The sequence below is a fragment of the Devosia sp. Micro-HW1 genome (assembly GCF_056341075.1).
Map to the genome: position 1 here is coordinate 1,964,075 of NZ_CP094375.1, position 16,642 is coordinate 1,980,716.

Below are 16,642 nucleotides of genomic sequence, written 5' to 3' on the forward strand. Positions count from 1 at the left end.
TAAACGAAAGACTGCGGCGATCGGATCACCCCGGCTCAAAAAACTTGGGCCAAAGCCGTTTCATCGGAACCCGAAATCGACTAGACCCTTTTTCCCGAACGACGAGGCCTTTTGAGGGAGCCGCCAACCACCATGACCGATCAAGCGTCCACCGACCGGTTCAGCCACGACGCCGGCATCCTCGCCCAGGCCCTGCCCTACATGCAGCGCTATGAGGGCAAGACCGTCGTGGTGAAATATGGTGGCCATGCCATGGGCGATCTCAAGCTCGGCCAGGCCTTTGCCCGCGACATCGCCCTGCTCAAGCAATCCAAGGTCAACCCGATCGTGGTCCATGGCGGCGGCCCGCAGATCGCCTCCATGCTCAAGAATCTGGGCATCGAATCCAAGTTCGAGGGCGGCCTGCGCGTCACCGATGCGCGGACCATGGAAATCGTCGAGATGGTGCTGGCCGGCTCCATCAACAAGGAAATCGTGGCGCTGATCAATGCCGAGGGCGAGTGGGCCATTGGCCTGTGCGGCAAGGACGGCAACATGGTGTTTGCCAGGAAGGCCGAAAAGAAGGTCATCGACCCGACCTCCAATATCGAGCGCGTGCTCGATCTGGGTTTTGTCGGCGAGCCGGTGGAGGTCGACCGCACCTTGCTCGATCTGCTCGCCCGCTCCGAAATGATCCCGGTCATCGCCCCCGTGGCCCCGGGCCGCGATGGCAATACCTACAATATCAATGCCGATACCTTTGCCGGCGCCATTGCCGGCTCGCTCGGCGCCAAGCGCCTGCTGTTCCTCACCGACGTTCCCGGCGTGCTTGACCGCGATGGCAAGCTGATCCCGGAACTGACCGTGCGTGACGCCAAGGCGCTGATCGCCGATGGCACGATTTCCGGCGGCATGATCCCCAAGGTCGAAACCTGCCTCGAAGCCCTCGACAATGGCGTCGAGGGTGTCGTCATCCTCAACGGCAAGCAGCCCCATGTGGTGCTGGTCGAACTCTTTACCGAGTTCGGCGCCGGCACACTCATTGTGCGCTGAGGGCGCGCAAAAGCCTTTTAGCCTTGTGGCAAACAGCGCAATGCTGTGCCCCTTAAATCTCTACTTGGCACGTAGATAATAAGTTAGGCTCGCTGCCCATAAAGTCTGGGGAGACTGCATGGGCAGCGAGTTTTTCATTTTCGCCGCGGTCGGCTTTTTGGCGCAGATCGTCGACGGGGCCCTGGGCATGGCCTATGGCGTGGTCAGCTCCACCATGCTGCTCAGTTTCGGCGTGCCGCCCGCGGCCGCCTCCGCCAGCGTCCATGCCGCCGAGATGTTCACCACGGCCGCCTCCGCCACCAGCCATCTCAGCCAGCGCAACGTGCGCTGGAACCTGTTCTGGAAGCTCGCCCCGGCCGGCATCCTGGGCGGGGTCATCGGCACCTATGTACTGACCGCCATCGATGGCGCCATGATCAGGCCCTTCGTGACCGCCTATCTCGGCATTCTGGGCGTATACATCCTGCTTCCGCGCCTTCCGCCGACGCGATGAGTACCGCGAGCACGGCACGACCTTCGTGGCGCCGCTCGCCACGGCCGGTGGCTTCGTCGATGCCGTAGGTGGTGGCGGCTGGGGTCCGATCGTCACCTCGACCCTGATCGGCGCCGGCGGCGCGCCGCGCTACGTCATCGGCACGGTCAACACTGTCGAGTTCTTTGTCACCACCGCCGTATCGGTGGCTTTCATCACCGCCCTCGTCACCGGCCACTGGGACGAGGCGGACGGGCTGATGCAGTATTTCTGGTCGGTTGCCGGATTGGTGGTCGGCGGGCTGCTCGCCGCGCCCCTGGCCGGCTTTGTGGTCCGCATCATCCCGCCGCAGCGCCTGATGATCCTGGTCGGCGGGCTCGTCCTGCTGGTTTCGGTCTACCAGACCTGGCAGTTGCTGGTCTGATGGCAAAAGGGCCGCGCGATGCGCGGCCCTGTCTTGGTCAGGCTTCCACCGGCACCGGCTGTGCCGCACCGCCAGGCCTCTGCCCGCCCGGACGCCGGAAGGCAAAGGCCAGGAAGAAGATCAGCCCGAAACTGATCACCTGATACCAGAGCGCCAGCGACGCGGAGTCGGCGAAGGCCACGGTCGGCGGATTGCCCCCGGCAAGCGAGCCGGCCAGGTGCGTGAAGAAGATTTCCCCGATCAGGGCCACGCCCAGCGCGCCACCCACCTGCTGGAAGGCCTGCAAGGCTCCCGAACCTGCACCGGCATCGCGCGGCGGCACATTGCGCAGCACCAGCTGGAACAGCGACGAGAAGCCGGTCCCCAGGCCGATGCCGGCCACCAGCAGCGGCAGCAAAAAGCTCCACGAACTGATCGTGTCGCCAGCCGCGCCGATGATGAAATGCAGCGACCCGATGCCACCCGCCAGCAACAGGCCCGCCGCACCGAGCCGCGCCCGCAGGTAGTGCGCGCCAAACCGGCTGGCAATCAGCGACGCGATCAGAACCCCCACCGAGAACGGCGTATTGGTGAGGCCCGACTGCAAGGGCGTCATGCCGAAGCCGCTTTGCAGCAGCAGCGAGATGATCATGAACATGCCAGGAATACCCGAGGCATAGACGGTCACCACGAAGGCGCCGAACATGAAATCGCGATTCTTTATGAGGTCGTAGTTGAGCAGCTGCGACTGCCCTACCGCTGCCCGGCGCCGTGTCCAGAGCACGAACAGGCCGATCAGCACCAGCCCGGCCGCGATCAGGCCAAAGGCCCAGAGCGGCCAGCCATAGGCACGGCCCTCGACGATGGGAAACACCACCGCGACGATGCCAAGACCAAAAAGGCCGATGCCGACAAAGTCGTTCTTGAGATCGGGATGGCCCGGCAGGCTCGGAATGAGCAGCCAGCCGGCGATCACCGCCAGAATGCCGACGGGCACGTTGACGAGGAAGATCGGCTCCCAGTCGAGCCCGAAGATCTGCGCCTCGATCAACAGGCCACCCAGGATGGGACCGCAGACCGACGCAAGACCGGCCGTGAGGCCGAACAGCGAGAAGGCCTGGCCGCGCTCGTGCGGCGGGAAGGTCACGGTGGCAATGGCCAGCACCTGTGGCGTCATCATCGCCCCGGCCAGACCCTGGATAACACGGGCTGCAATCAGCATCTCGATCGAGCCGGCCATGCCGCAAAGAGCCGAAGCAACGGTGAAGGCCGCAACACCCCAGAGGAACATCCGGGTGCGCCCAAGAATGTCGCCGAGCCGACCGAAGGGCAGAAGCCCCAGCGCGAAGGCCAGGACATAGGCGGCCACCACCCATTCGATCTGGTTGTCGGTCGCGCCCAGGCTTTCGCGCATCGAGGGCAAGGCCACATTGACGATGGTGACATCGATCAGGTTCATGAAATTGGCGATCAGCAGCACGAAGAGGCCGATCCAGCGGCGCGGATCGGGTGGCGCATCGGCAGCTGGCGCGTGAGGGGCAGACATGGGCACTAACCTTCTGAAGGAGAGAGGGAGAATCCGCGTTCCAGCTCGGCCATGACGGCATCGAGCGCAGCGCGGCGATGGGGTCGCCCGCAATCGGAGAGCGCGGCGGTGACGAGTATGGCGGCGGCCTGGCAATCCACATCCGGGCGGAACGAGCCATCGGCCACGCCCAGCGCGAAGATGTCGGCAAACTGGCCGGTCCAGAAGGCCTGCATGGGCAGGATGATCTCGGCGATGGCGGGATCGCGGCGGGCGAGGTCCACCAGTTCGCTCAGCACGACGATCAGCTCGGGCATCTCGGCCACGGTCTCGCGGAACTCGGCGAATTCCTCACGCAGCTGCTCGCGTCCATTGAGGCCATCCTTGGGATGACGCAGCGCCTGCGCCTTGAAATCATCGCGCAGGGACGCGGCCACCAAAGCCACCAGCGCCTCCTTGCTGGGCACGTGATAGTGCAGCGTGGCAATGTTGATGCCGACACGCTCGGCAATGTCGCGCGTGCGCAACCCTTCGAGCCCTTTCTCGACGATCAGCGCGCGCGTCGCCCGGGCGATGGCAAGGCGCCGCTCGTCGCCACTTTCGCGTTTGGCAAGTGGGGCTGTCATGAAGACCTTGAGAGCGGTTTGCGGGATGGTTCTCCTACAGCGCCCGATTTCATCAATCAATCATTTGATTGAGTCTGGCGGACATGCCGGAACTGCATGACCGCGCCACAGGCCAGGCCGTTGACATTTGCTGTCAGGAGGCGTCCATCAGCCCCATATTCCACAAGGCCGTGCCATGACCGACTATGTCCGCAAGATCCTGACCTCCTCCGTCTATGAAGTGGCTGAGCAGACGCCGCTGGAGAAAATGGAACTGCTCTCGGCCCGGCTTGGCCACACCATTCTGGTCAAGCGCGAGGACCTGCAGCCGGTCTTTTCCTTCAAGATTCGCGGCGCCCATAACCGCATCGTGCACCTGACCGCCGAGGAGCGTGCACGCGGCGTCATCTGTGCCTCCGCCGGCAACCACGCGCAGGGTGTCGCCCTTTCGGCAACGCGACTGGGTATCCGCGCCATCATCGTCATGCCCACCACGACCCCCCTCATAAAGGTCAATGCCGTCCGGCGCCTCGGCGGCGAGGTCGTGTTGTTCGGCGACGGTTTCGACGCCGCCCGCGCCCATGCCTCGGGCCTTGCCGAGCGGCATGGTTATGTCTTCGTCCATCCTTTCGACGATCCCGATGTCATCGCCGGCCAGGGCACGGTTGGGCTCGAACTGATGCGCCAGCATCCCGAGCCGATCGGCGCCATCTATGTGCCGATTGGTGGCGGCGGCCTTGCGGCCGGCATTGCCAGCTTCGTGAAATTCCTGCGCCCCGACATCCGCGTCATCGGCGTCGAGCCCGAAGAGGCCGCCAGCATGAAGGCGGCCATTGCGGCGGGAAAGCCGGTGCCGCTGGACCAGGTAGGCCTGTTTGCCGATGGCGTGGCCGTCCGCCAGGTGGGCGAGGAAACCTTCCGCATCTGCCGGGAGCTGCTCGACGACATCGTCACCGTCACCGCCGACGAGATCTGCGCCGCTATCAAGGACATCTTTGACGACCACCGCGCCATTACCGAACCGGCTGGCGCGCTGGCGCTTGCAGGTTTGCGGCGCGACATCGAGGATGGCAAGGCGCCGGAGGGCGCCCTGATTGCCATCAATTCCGGGGCCAATGTCAATTTCGATCGCCTGCGCTATGTCGCCGAGCGCGCCGAGATCGGCGAACGCGCCGAGGCGCTGCTGGCCGTCACCATCCCCGAGCAGCCCGGCTCCTATCGCGCCTTCATCCGCCTCATCGGCAGCCGCGCCATCACCGAATTCAACTATCGCTACGCCCCCGGTGGCAGCGCCCATATCTTCGTGGGCATCAAGCTCTCGGGCGGCGACGTCGAAAAGCATGAAATCATCGCGCTGCTTGAGACCAGGGGCCTCAAGGTCACCGATCTCACCGACAACGAAGTGGCCAAGCTCCATGTCCGCCATATGGTGGGTGGGCGCGTCGCCGGCCTCGTCAACGAGAAAGTCTTCCGCTTCCAGTTTCCCGAACGGCCCGGCGCCCTGCTGAAATTTCTCGAAGGGCTCAATGACGGCTGGAACATCTCGCTGTTCCATTATCGCAATCACGGCGCCGACTACGGCCGCGTTCTTGTCGGCATCGAGGTGCCGGACGAAACCCATGCCGACCTCATCGCCCATATCGATGCTATCGGCTTCCCCTATTGGGATGAAACCGAGAACCCCGCCTATCGGCAGTTTCTCGAATTGGCGTGAAACCACGAGGCCCTGGGCGACATTAGGATGAAATAAACCGCATCTAGAACGGGCGGACTTATTTCCGCCATGCCCCATTGCTTTTGGGGAATCCAGGGGCGATCTGTTGATCAACCACGCGGAACGGAGGTGCTCCTTCCGCGCGCCTTAATATTGAGGGACAAAACACGATGATCGGGACGATCAAGACTACCGGCCTGCTGGCAGCGACAGCTCTGGCCACCATGACGCTTTTGCAGCCGGCCATGGCGCTGGAAGCCGATGCCTTCCTCGAGCGCGCCGCCGAAGTCTACAGGGCCATGGGCTATGAGCTGACCTTTGGCGATGCCACGCTGGACGGCGACACGATCACCGTGGACGGCGTGACCGTCAACGTGCTGGGCGCCGGCGCCGAGCCCATGACCATCGACACCGAACTCACCTTCAATGGCGTGGTCGAGAACGATGATGGCAGTTACTCGGCCGAGAGCCTGACCGTTCCCGATATCGATACCGAATTCTCCACCGAGCCCGCCGGTCACCTGACCCTGACCGACATCGTGGCCACCGATCTGTGGCTTCCGCCCGAGGGCGAAACCACGTCCGACCTGCTGCTGCAGACCGTGGGCAGCATCTCCACCGGCCCGCTAACCATTACCCGCGAGGGCACCGAAGTCATCAAGATCGACTCCATGGAAGCGGCCTCGGATTTCACCTTCGCGGCCGACGACACGCTTGAATCCCTCTCCTCGACCCTGGCCATTTCCAACATCTGGGCTGACCTCAGCACCGTGGGCGAAGAAGAGCCCGAAGCCGGCGCCATCATCGAAGCCCTCGGCCTGACCACGATCAACGGCAACATCACCCAGGCGCTGACCTGGTCGATGGCCGATGGCCACATCGTCATGGACGAGTTCAAGTTCGATTTCGCCGATGTCGGCGCGCTCGACATCACTGCCGATTTCTCCGGCTTCACCCCCGCCATGCTGGACAAGATCTACGCCATGCAGGCGTCTGACCTTGATCCGACCAGCGAGGAAGCCCAGGCCCAGCAGATGATGGCCGGCATGGAAATCGCCCAGGCCCTGACCATCACCAGCGCCGCCATCCGTTACGACGACGCCGGTCTGGCGCCCAAGCTGCTGGACATGTTCGCCGCCCAGTCGGGCGCCGACCGCGCCACCTTCGTCGAAGGCCTCAAGGCCATGCTGCCGACCATGATCGCCGAAAGCGGCATCCCCGCCCTGACCGATGTTGTCGTGCCGCCGGTCTCGGCCTTCCTCGACGATCCGCAGAGCCTTGAAATCTCCGTGCAGCCGCCGACCCCGACCAGCCTCCTGGTCCTGGGTGCCGCCGCCTCGAACCCGGCCAGCCTGATCTCGGCTCTGGGCCTGGCCGTCACCGCCAACCAGTAATCCCGATTGCGGGGCCCGGCATCCGGGCCCCGCGTCCCAGGCACTGGTGAACCCTTCACCCTTTGTGCCAGAATACCGCAATGACCGCGCTTACCGCTCCCCGCACCCGCCTCGATCACGTCACCGACTGGGTGTTCGACCTCGACAACACCCTCTATCCGCGCGAGTGCAATCTCTTCGCGCAGATCGACACGCTGATCACCCACTATGTGATGAAGGTGACGGCGCTCGAATTTGCCGCGGCACGCGACCTGCAAAAGACCTATTACCGAGACTTTGGCACGACGCTGAACGGACTGATGCAGCGACACGCCATCGACCCCGATCATTTCCTCAACACGGTCCATGCCATCGACTATTCCCCGGTCGATCCGCATCCCGATCTGGTTGACGCGATCAGGGCGCTGCCCGGTCGCAAGTTCATCCTGACCAATGGCGATACCGGCCATGCGCGCTCAGTGCTCAAGCGCCTCGGTGGCGACGAGCTCTTCGAGCATGTGCATGACATCCGCGCCATGACCTTCGTGCCCAAGCCGCACAGGGCCGCCTATGACGGCTTTTTCGCGCTCCACGGCATCGACCCGAAGCGCGCCATCATGTTTGACGATCTCGAAAAAAACCTCGTCGTACCCCATGAAGCGGGCATGGCGACGGTGCAGGTCGTCGCCGGTGACGACTTTGCTCATGACCAGGTCGAGGCCTGGGAGCTGGGCCGCTCCACCGGTCCGCATGTGCACCACGTCACATCAGATCTCGCCGGATTCCTGCGCAACCTGCCCTAGGTTCCCGCCGCGGCTAAAAATTTCCGGGCCCTGCAGCTATTCCCGACCGCATCGGGAGCCACTACATTGGGTCCATGACCGATCTTCCCGGACGGCGTCCACCGCCCATTCCCGAATCCGCCCCGACCATTCGCGAGCAGCTGGAAAACTTCCGCCTGCTCGGACGTCTGCTGGTGCAGATCTGGCGCACTAGCCCGCCTCTGGCCGTCGCCAGCGTCGTCCTGCGCCTCATCGGTGCGCTGCAGCCCATTGCCATGCTCTGGGTCGGCAAGCTCATCATCGACGACGTGGTCCGCCTCACCGGCATCACCCCGCCGGGCCCCACCTTTGCCGATTGGTGGGCCAGCGGCACGCTGAACCATGTACTCACGCTCCTGCTGATCGAACTGGCGCTGGTGGTCGGCATCGACATCATCAACCGCGGGATGAACCTGGTCGATTCCATCCTGACCGAACTCCATTCCAACCAGATGAGTGTCGAGCTCATGTCGCATGCGGCGCGACTCGACCTGCGGCATTTTGAAAGTGCCGAATATCAGGACCGGCTGGAGCGCGCCCGCCGCCAGGCCGCCGGGCGCAACGCCCTGCTCTCGGTGCTGTTTGGCCAGGCGCAGAATGTCATCACCGTTGCAACGCTCGCGGCCGGCCTGTTCATCTACGCGCCCTGGCTGATCCTGCTGCTGCCCATTTCCTTCACGCCGGCCGTCTTGGGCGAAACCCGCTTCAACCAGCTGGCCTACTGGCTCAGCCGCTGGCGCACCCCGGAACGGCGCGAACTCGAATATATTCGCTATATCGGCGCCACACCCGAGACCGCCAAGGAGATCAAGCTCTTTGGCCTCGGCGACTTCCTCGTCGAGCGCTTCCGCACCCTCGCGCACACGATCTTCGTCGAAAATACCCGCGTGGCCCGCCAGCGTGCCTTCTGGGGCGCCATCTTCGCGGCCATTTCCACCATCACCTACTATTGCGCCTATGCCTTCATCGTCTGGCGCACTGTCACCGGCGAATTCTCCATTGGCGACCTTGCCTTCCTTTCGGGCTCGTTTTTGAGGCTCAATGGCCTCTTCCAGGCCATCCTTCTCGGCTTCACCCAGGTGGCCGCCCAGTCCATGTATCTCGACGATCTCTTCTCCTTCTTCGAGATCGAGCCCGGCATCATGTCGCCGGCCGTGCCGGTCGCTTTCCCTTCGCCGCTGAAACAGGGCATCCGTTTTGAAAATGTCGGATTCCGCTATCCGGACACCGAAACCTGGGCCGTGCGGAACCTGAGCTTCGAGCTCAAGGCCGGCGAAACGCTGGCGCTTGTCGGCGAGAACGGCGCCGGCAAAACCACAATCGTCAAGCTGCTGACCCGCCTCTACGACCCCGACGAAGGCCGCGTCACCATTGACGGCATCGACCTGCGCGACCTGGCGCTCGAAGACATCCACGCCAATATCGGCGTCATCTTCCAGGATTTCATCCGCTATTCGCTGACCGCACGCGACAATATCGCCGTCGGCCGCATCGACCGGCGCGAGGATGGCGAGCGTATCGACCGTGCCGCCGAGCAGAGTCTCGCCGATGGCGTCATCGCCAGGCTTCCCAAGGGCTATGACCAGCAATTGGGGCGTCTCTTCCGCGAAGGGCGCGATCTCTCGGGCGGCGAATGGCAGAAAGTCGCCATCGCCCGCGCCTATATGCGCGACGCCGAACTGATCATCCTCGACGAACCGACCGCCGCGCTCGACGCCAAGGCCGAAGCCGAGGTCTTTGCCCGCTTCAAGGGCCTCGCCCATGGCAAGACCGCCGTCATCATCTCGCACCGCTTTTCGACAGTGCGCATGGCCGACCGCATCCTCGTGCTCGACGGCGGCGCCATCCTGGAGGCGGGCACCCATGAGGAGCTGGTCGCCATGAAGGGCCGCTATGCCGAACTCTTCGAACTCCAGGCCGCGGGCTATCGCTGATGAACGTCACCATCTTCCACAATCCCGATTGCGGCACCTCGCGCAACACGCTGGCGATGATCCGCGGCGCTGGCATCGCGCCGGAGGTCATCCTTTATCTCGAGACCCCGCCGGATCGGGCGCGCCTGGTTGAGCTGATCGAGCGTGCCGGCCTTTCGGTGCGCGACGCGGTGCGGATCAAGGACACGCCCTATTTCGAGCTCGGGCTCGACAACCCGGACCTCACCGAAGCCGAACTGGTGGAGGCCATGCTGGCCGACCCCATTCTCATCAATCGCCCCTTTGTCGAAACGCCGCACGGCGTCCGGCTCTGTCGTCCGTCCGAAGTGCTGCTCGACATCCTGCCCGAGGCGCTCGGCATTCCCTTTGCCAAGGAGGATGGCGAGGTGGTCATCGACAATGAAGGCCGCCGCGTCTGACTGGTCAGCCGGGGCAAAGCAACCTAACTATTGGCTCTAGCAAGCCCCGAGCGGACCCTGTCACGTGCCCCTGCCCGACGACCACGATCTCACCGTCATTGCCGAAACCTATCGGCTGCTCGGTGATCCGACGCGCCTGAAAGTCATGCTGACCTGCCTCGATGGCCCCATTGCCGTGGGCGACATCGCCAAGGCCACCGGGGCCAGCCAGTCGCTGGTCAGCCACCACCTGCGCCTCCTGCGCGCCGCACGCCTCGTCCGCGGCACACGCCGCAACAAGCAGGTCTTTTACGAGGTCGAGGACGATCACATCGCCCGCATGCTGGCCGACATGCTCGCCCATGCCCAGGAAGACGTCGGGGATGAGGCGCAGGATGACTGAGCGATGAGGGCGTGACGGTCCTCTACCCCTGCGCGCCCTTGCGCGACGCCTGCGCCAGCCTGGTCACCAGCGCGTCGGGAATGGGCCGCGACAGCGAGAAGGTGACACCCGTCTTGCTCGGCTTGAGGCCCGCCGCCGCCAGCTCGTCGGCATATTCGGTCAGGGCCGCCGCGGCACAATAGAGCCCGCATTGCCTGGAAAAGGCGGCGTAGCTCGCCACAACCGCCCCGCCGATACTGAAGCCCGGCATATTGTATAAAATGACCTCCTCGGCCTCTGGCAGGGCAGCACGGAGCAGTGCACGAAGGCGCGCCAGTTCAGGACGGAAGGCCTCGGGCGCGGCCGCAATATAGTCATCATGGGATTTTGGCGCGGTCATGCCGCCAGAATGCGTCAGCACTGCCGCCCAGGCAAGGATTCAGGCCGCTCGGATCGCCCTCATCACAACCGGCAGCGAGGCAAAGCAACGCAAGCGCCCTTCACGCGTTGAGCGCAGGCGGCTGGTCGAAAGTAGCGTTGCAGGTCTGCCCGATGGCCGAACACGACCCTCCCGCACCGCCGGATGACGGGCTGAAAAGCCGTCTCCAGAAATTCCGCAAGGAGCCGCTTGCCGGACTTGTCGACGCGGTGGTGGCTATCCCCGATGGCCTGGCCTCGGCCGCTATGGTCGGCGTCAATCCGGTTCTGGGTCTCTATACGAGCATCGTTGGCCCTGGTCTGGGGGGCTTGCTGACCAGCACGCAGCGCATGCAGATCGCCTCCACCAGCGCTTCGGCCATTGCCGCTGCCGAAGCCATCGGCGCCTACGAGTCAGCGCAAAGGGAAAGCGCCCTGATGGCGCTGGTCATGCTGACAGGCGCCTTCCTGGTCGCCCTGGGTCTTGCCGGCGCGGGGCGGCTGATGCGTTTTGTGTCGCACGCGGTGATGACCGGTTTCCTGCTCGGTGTGGCCGTCACCCTGATCCTCAACCAGATACCCCAGCTGATCGGCCTCGACCTGCCCGGCGAAGGCGTCTTGGCGCGGATCATCGCGTTTCCCGCTCACCTGGCAGAGCTTTCCCTCCACGCCACGATGATCGGCGGCCTCGCCATTGCCATTCTTGTCGGAGCCAGCCAGGTGCGGACCAATTGGGGGTCGCTGATTGCCCTCATCGTTCCGACCGTCCTGCTGATCGCTCTGGGGTGGGACGATGTCGACACGGTGGCTTCGGAAGGCGCCATCCCGCAGGGCCTGCCATGGCCGCGCCTGCCTGACCTTGGCATCATCACCATCGACCTTGTCGGCTCTGCGCTGGCCATAGCCGCCATCATCGCTATACAGGCCGCCGGGGTCAGCCAGGGCGCTCCAAATCTGGATGGCAAGCGCATCAACGTTTCGCGCGACATGGTCGCCCAGGGCGCCGCCAATCTGGCGGGCGGCATGCTGTCAGCCATCCCTGCCGGCGGATCGGTCGGCCAGACGGCGCTCAATGTCAGTCTGGGCGCCAGAACGCGCTGGGCCTCGGTGTTTTCGGGCATCTGGATGCTCGCCATTGTTGCACTCATTCCGGGCCTTGTCGGGCTGGTGCCGATGCCAGCCCTGGCCGCATTGATGATCATGGCCGGGCTGAGCGCACTGAATGGGCGAGAGGCGCTCTGGATCTGGCGCACGGGGGGCGGCGCACGCGGCGCCCTGTTTGTCACGTTTGTCGCCGTCGTGCTCACGTCCATTCCCGTGGCCGTCGGCATCGGCGTGCTGGTGACGGTGGTGTATTTCATCGTCTCGTCAGCGACCGATGTCACCATTCATACGCTTGCGCCAGGCGAGAACGGCGACGTCCTTGTCGGCGATCCGCCGGCTGCCCTCACCGACGGACAGGTCATTGTCCTCGATGTTGAAGGCAGCCTGTTCTTCGCCGGCGCGCGCACCCTGGCCGAAAAATTGCCCTCCCCCGATGAGGCGATGGCGCCGGTCGTCATCCTGCGCCTCAGGGGCTACACGCCTGCGGGATCCACCCTGATCGACGTGCTCGATGACTATGCACAACGCCTGGCCGTGGTCGGCGGCGCCCTCTATCTCAGTGGCGTCGGGACCGATCTGGCAAACCAGCTGCGGCGCTCCGGCAAGCTCGACCTGGGAGGCGGTGTCCATGTTTTCCAGGCCACCTCCCATTTGGGCGCGTCAACGCATGACGCCGTGCGAGACGCCCTCCAACGCGTGGCAAAACCCCGGTCCCCGGCCTGACCTTGACGGCAATGGCCAGTCTGTCGCGGCACGGACCGGCGACAGCCTGACGGGAGCGGTCGCGTTGCGTCGTGTCAGTGGCGCCTTCTTGACTTTCATATGAATAACTGTTCATGTGTGCATGTAATTGAGGATCACACATGCCGACGAACACCCACGGCGTAGGCCACGACCATCATGACCATGACGGGCACGAGCATGAGCACCACGATCATGCCGGCCACAGCCATGCACCAAAGGTCAGCAAGGCCAATGAACGTGCGGTCCTGATCGGCCTCTGCCTCACCGGCAGCTTCATGATCGCCGAAGTCGTTGGTGGGGTGCTTTCCGGGTCCCTCGCCCTGATCGCCGATGCCGGGCACATGCTGACCGATACGGTCGCCCTGTTCCTCGCCTGGCTCGGCTTCCGTCTCGGCAGCCGTCCTGCCGATGCCCGCCGCAGTTTCGGCTATTCGCGGCTCGAAGTCCTGGCCGGGCTCATCAACGCGGTGACGCTGTTCGCCCTCGTGGGCTGGATCGCCTGGGAGGCGGTGCAGCGCTTTTTCAATCCCGAAGACGTGCTGGCAGGCCCCATGCTGGTCGTCGCCGTGCTGGGGCTCGTGGTCAATCTTGTAGTCTTCCGCATTCTATCCCGCGCCGACCAGGACCATGTGAACATCAAGGGCGCGCTGCTGCATGTGCTTGGCGACCTTCTGGGCTCGGTCGGTGCCATCGCCGCCGCCGTCATCATCTGGCTGACCGGCTGGATGCCCATCGACCCGATCCTCTCGGTGATCGTGAGCCTGCTCATCCTGCGCAGCGCCTGGGGCCTGCTCACCCGAACCTTCAACATCCTGATGGAAGGCGCGCCTGACGGGGTCGACCTCGAGCATGTCTCGGCCGACTTGCGCCAGTCCGTTCCAGGCCTCGCCAATCTGGGGCATCTGCATGTGTGGTCGTTGTCGTCGGGTCAGGCCATGGCGACGCTGGAAATCGCCCTCGCGCCCGGCGCCGACCCTGCGACGGTTGCGGCAGCAGTCAAGGCGCGGCTGTCCGAAGCGCATGGCATCGGCCATGCCACGGTCGAGATCGACTGGAGCGGCGACTGCGTTGAATGCCCCGCCTCAGCGATTGGCCATCAATAGATCGCCTCACCATACGACAGGTCGAAGACGCTGGCCTTAAGGCTGCTTTGCTGCGAAATCCTGTTCAACTTGACCCTCCAGGCCCTCACCCCGGAATTTGCGCACCGGCATACCGTGCCGCCGCCAGGCCCGCCGCACGCCCCGTCGCCAGACACGCCGTCAGCAGGTATCCCCCCGTCGGCGCCTCCCAATCCAGCATTTCACCGCAGACAAACGTGCCCGGCAAAGCCTTGAGCATCAAGTCTCCGGACACTTCCGACCAGGCCACGCCCCCGGCCACCGAAATCGCCTTTTCAATCGGTCGTGGCCGCAGCACCGGCAACGGCAAAGCCTTGATCAACATGGCAATTTCCGCCGCAGCGCGACCGGAAACATCCGGCACCAGCTCGCGTAACAGGCCGAGTTTCACCGCATCGAGCCCTGTCGCCTTGCGCAGCCGGTTGGAAAAACTCGCTTTGGCCGGCTGGCGGTCGATATCCCGCGCCAGCTTGTCCGCCGTCCGTCCCGGCGCGAGATCCAGCGTCAACGTCGCTTCGCCATCGCGCTCCAGCCGGTCCCGCAAAGCCGCCGCATGGGCATAGACCAAGCTTCCCTCGATGCCGCCCTGGCTGATGACGAATTCACCGGGCATCGCCCCTGCGTCGCTGCGCGCGACCACTGCCTTCACCGGCTCACCGGCAAACCGCTCCGCAAAGATCGGGCTCCAGGCGACATCAAAGCCGCAATTGGCGGGACGAAAAGGCGAAATATCGACACCGCGCGCCTCGAGCCAGGGCAGCCAGGCAGCGTCCGATCCCAGTTCCGGCCAACTGGCGCCGCCCAGAGCCAGCACGACCGCATCGAACCGGTCCCGCACATGGCCTCCGGGCGTCTCGAACACCAATGCATCGCCATCAAAACCGGTCCAGCGATGGCGCACCTTGAGGGTGACACCCTGCGCACCCAGTCTGTTGAGCCAGGCGCGCAGCAGCGGCGACGCCTTCATCGCCTTGGGAAAGACACGGCCCGACGAGCCCACAAAGGTCTCGACGCCCAGGGCCGCGCACCAGTCGCGCACTGCCGAGGCAGAGAATGCGTCGAGCGCGAGCTGCAGCCGGCCCTGAGCGGCACCATAGCGCGCATCGAAAGCCGGCTTGTCCTCGCCATGGGTAATGTTGAGGCCCGACTTGCCGGCCATCAGCAGCTTGCGCCCGGCCGTCGGCATGGCCTCATAGACCACGACATCCACGCCCCGGCCAGCTGCCGCCTCCGCAGCCATCAGGCCTGCAGGCCCCCCGCCGATAATTGCAATGCGGGACATACCGCCTCCATCTGCTCAGCCTTGGCATATCCCATGCCCCCACCAACGGCAAACACTGGCCGAACCGCGATTCCTGTTAAGTTTCGCCTAAGGGATCGCCCCCTATGATCCCCCAATTCTGGCGGGGGCCCGACGATGCGCATGCTTGTAGTCGACGATAGCCGGTCAAGTCTGGCGCTCATCGGCAGCATCGTCAAAGAGGCGCTGATGGGTGAGGTGGATCTGTGCCTCAATCCGCTCGAAGCGCTCGAAATGTGCCGCGATGTCCAGTTCGATCTGATCATCGTCGACCACATCATGCCCGAGATGGACGGCGTGGCTTTTACCGCAGCCCTGCGTTCGCGCCCGGCCTATCGCATCGTGCCGATCATCATGGTCACCTCGGACGCCGACAAATCGGTGCGCATCGAGGCGATCAAGGCCGGCGCCACCGACTTTCTGCAAAAGCCCTTCGACCCGCTGGAACTCCAGGCGCGCGCCTCAAATCTGCTCGCGCTGCGTCAGGCCCAGGTTGAACTGGCCGACCGCGCCCAGTGGCTGACCCGCGAAGTGGAGCGCGCCACCGCCCATCTGCTCGCCCGCGAGGAAGAGATCATCTATCGCCTGGCCCGGGCCATTGAATATCGTGACGGCGATACCGGCGAACACGTCTCGCGCGTCGCCCAAATCAGCCAGCTGATCGGCGAAGGCATCGGCCTGCCGCCGGATCGCTGCCGCATGATCTACCTGGCCGCGCCGCTCCACGACATCGGCAAGATCGGCATTGCCGACGCCATACTGTCCAAGCCCGGCAAGCTGACGCCTGAGGAAATGGCGATCATGCGCGAGCATGTGACCATAGGCGCCCGCATCCTCGAGCGCGGCAGTTCCGAACTCATCCGGACTGCGGAACTCATCGCCCAGAGCCACCACGAAAAATGGGATGGCACCGGCTACCCCGACAGGCTCTCGGGTACTGACATCCCCATCGAAGCCCGTATCGTCGCGCTGGCTGACGTCTTTGACGCCCTCTGCTCGGAGCGCCCGTACAAGCCAGCCTGGCCGATCGAAAAGGCCTATGCCGAGATCATCCGCTGCAGCGGTACACATTTCGACCCCGCCTGTGTCGCCGCCTTCCGTGCCAAATGGCCCGAAATCTGCGCCACCATGCAGCCGGCGCAGCCGGCCATGGCCGCCGGCTTCTAGTCACCATCCCGATATCATCCTGATCATTGCGCCGGTCCACGCGACCGGCGCGACGTCTCGCCTATTGACCGGCGACGCGGCTGCATGCGGCCCAAATGAATCAAACAATATATCCGACCCATTTCTTTGC

General features: G+C 64.3%; 14 protein-coding genes and 1 pseudogene. 11 read left to right on the top strand and 4 right to left on the bottom strand.

Annotated features, from left to right (window positions below; translation table 11 throughout):
- Positions 1 to 132: 132 nt before the first annotated feature.
- Both argB and MQW79_RS09385 read left to right on the top strand, forming a co-directional pair.
- Positions 133 to 1,032, top strand: coding sequence for an acetylglutamate kinase (gene argB, locus MQW79_RS09380; protein ID WP_476584235.1), 900 nt, complete (start codon positions 133 to 135; stop codon positions 1,030 to 1,032).
- A 118-nt stretch (positions 1,033 to 1,150) separates the two neighbouring features.
- Positions 1,151 to 1,928: pseudogene (locus MQW79_RS09385) on the top strand (sulfite exporter TauE/SafE family protein).
- A 37-nt stretch (positions 1,929 to 1,965) separates the two neighbouring features.
- Here MQW79_RS09385 and MQW79_RS09390 read toward each other — a convergent pair.
- Together MQW79_RS09390 and MQW79_RS09395 are read right to left on the bottom strand one after the other, a co-directional pair.
- Positions 1,966 to 3,453, bottom strand: coding sequence for a DHA2 family efflux MFS transporter permease subunit (locus tag MQW79_RS09390; protein ID WP_476584236.1), 1,488 nt, complete (start codon positions 3,451 to 3,453; stop codon positions 1,966 to 1,968).
- A gap of 5 nt (positions 3,454 to 3,458) precedes the next feature.
- Positions 3,459 to 4,058 carry a TetR/AcrR family transcriptional regulator gene (locus MQW79_RS09395; RefSeq protein ID WP_476584237.1) on the bottom strand — a complete coding sequence of 200 codons (600 nt, stop codon included), beginning with the start codon at positions 4,056 to 4,058 and terminating at the stop codon, positions 3,459 to 3,461.
- A gap of 175 nt (positions 4,059 to 4,233) precedes the next feature.
- Between MQW79_RS09395 and ilvA the strand changes: the two genes are divergently transcribed.
- The 6 genes from ilvA (at position 4,234) to MQW79_RS09425 (ending at position 10,680) form a co-directional block, all read left to right on the top strand.
- Complete coding sequence (ilvA, locus tag MQW79_RS09400) at positions 4,234 to 5,751, top strand: threonine ammonia-lyase, biosynthetic (protein WP_476584238.1); 1,518 nt, start codon at positions 4,234 to 4,236, stop codon at positions 5,749 to 5,751.
- Between the two features lie 170 nt (positions 5,752 to 5,921).
- Entirely contained in the window at positions 5,922 to 7,145 is a 1,224-nt protein-coding gene (locus MQW79_RS09405; protein WP_476584239.1) for a hypothetical protein, read from the top strand.
- Between the two features lie 80 nt (positions 7,146 to 7,225).
- The gene (locus MQW79_RS09410; RefSeq protein WP_476584240.1) at positions 7,226 to 7,927 is read left to right on the top strand and encodes a pyrimidine 5'-nucleotidase; all 702 of its coding nucleotides are present in this window, start codon (positions 7,226 to 7,228) and stop codon (positions 7,925 to 7,927) included.
- 74 nt (positions 7,928 to 8,001) lie between these two features.
- Positions 8,002 to 9,879 (top strand): ABC transporter ATP-binding protein, encoded by a 1,878-nt coding sequence (locus tag MQW79_RS09415; RefSeq protein WP_476584241.1) that lies wholly within the window; start codon positions 8,002 to 8,004, stop codon positions 9,877 to 9,879.
- Entirely contained in the window at positions 9,879 to 10,298 is a 420-nt protein-coding gene (arsC, locus tag MQW79_RS09420; protein ID WP_476584242.1) for an arsenate reductase (glutaredoxin), read from the top strand. The genes MQW79_RS09415 and arsC overlap by 1 nt, the downstream gene beginning before the upstream one ends.
- Before the next feature lie 64 nt (positions 10,299 to 10,362).
- Complete coding sequence (locus MQW79_RS09425) at positions 10,363 to 10,680, top strand: ArsR/SmtB family transcription factor (RefSeq protein ID WP_476584243.1); 318 nt, start codon at positions 10,363 to 10,365, stop codon at positions 10,678 to 10,680.
- 22 nt (positions 10,681 to 10,702) lie between these two features.
- Here the strand turns inward: MQW79_RS09425 and MQW79_RS09430 are convergent, their stop codons facing one another.
- Positions 10,703 to 11,059: an iron chaperone gene (locus MQW79_RS09430; protein WP_476584244.1), complete on the bottom strand. Its 357-nt coding sequence runs from the start codon at positions 11,057 to 11,059 to the stop codon at positions 10,703 to 10,705.
- A gap of 152 nt (positions 11,060 to 11,211) precedes the next feature.
- Between MQW79_RS09430 and MQW79_RS09435 the strand changes: the two genes are divergently transcribed.
- Both MQW79_RS09435 and MQW79_RS09440 read left to right on the top strand, forming a co-directional pair.
- The gene (locus tag MQW79_RS09435) at positions 11,212 to 12,903 is read left to right on the top strand and encodes a SulP family inorganic anion transporter (RefSeq protein WP_476584245.1); all 1,692 of its coding nucleotides are present in this window, start codon (positions 11,212 to 11,214) and stop codon (positions 12,901 to 12,903) included.
- A 140-nt stretch (positions 12,904 to 13,043) separates the two neighbouring features.
- Positions 13,044 to 14,027 (top strand): cation diffusion facilitator family transporter, encoded by a 984-nt coding sequence (locus MQW79_RS09440; protein ID WP_476584246.1) that lies wholly within the window; start codon positions 13,044 to 13,046, stop codon positions 14,025 to 14,027.
- An 85-nt stretch (positions 14,028 to 14,112) separates the two neighbouring features.
- Here MQW79_RS09440 and MQW79_RS09445 read toward each other — a convergent pair whose 3' ends face one another.
- Positions 14,113 to 15,327: a TIGR03862 family flavoprotein gene (locus tag MQW79_RS09445; RefSeq protein ID WP_476584247.1), complete on the bottom strand. Its 1,215-nt coding sequence runs from the start codon at positions 15,325 to 15,327 to the stop codon at positions 14,113 to 14,115.
- A 135-nt stretch (positions 15,328 to 15,462) separates the two neighbouring features.
- Here MQW79_RS09445 and MQW79_RS09450 point away from each other — a divergent pair, with 135 nt between their 5' ends.
- Positions 15,463 to 16,512 carry an HD domain-containing phosphohydrolase gene (locus MQW79_RS09450; RefSeq protein ID WP_476584248.1) on the top strand — a complete coding sequence of 350 codons (1,050 nt, stop codon included), beginning with the start codon at positions 15,463 to 15,465 and terminating at the stop codon, positions 16,510 to 16,512.
- The last annotated feature ends 130 nt before the right edge of the window (positions 16,513 to 16,642 follow it).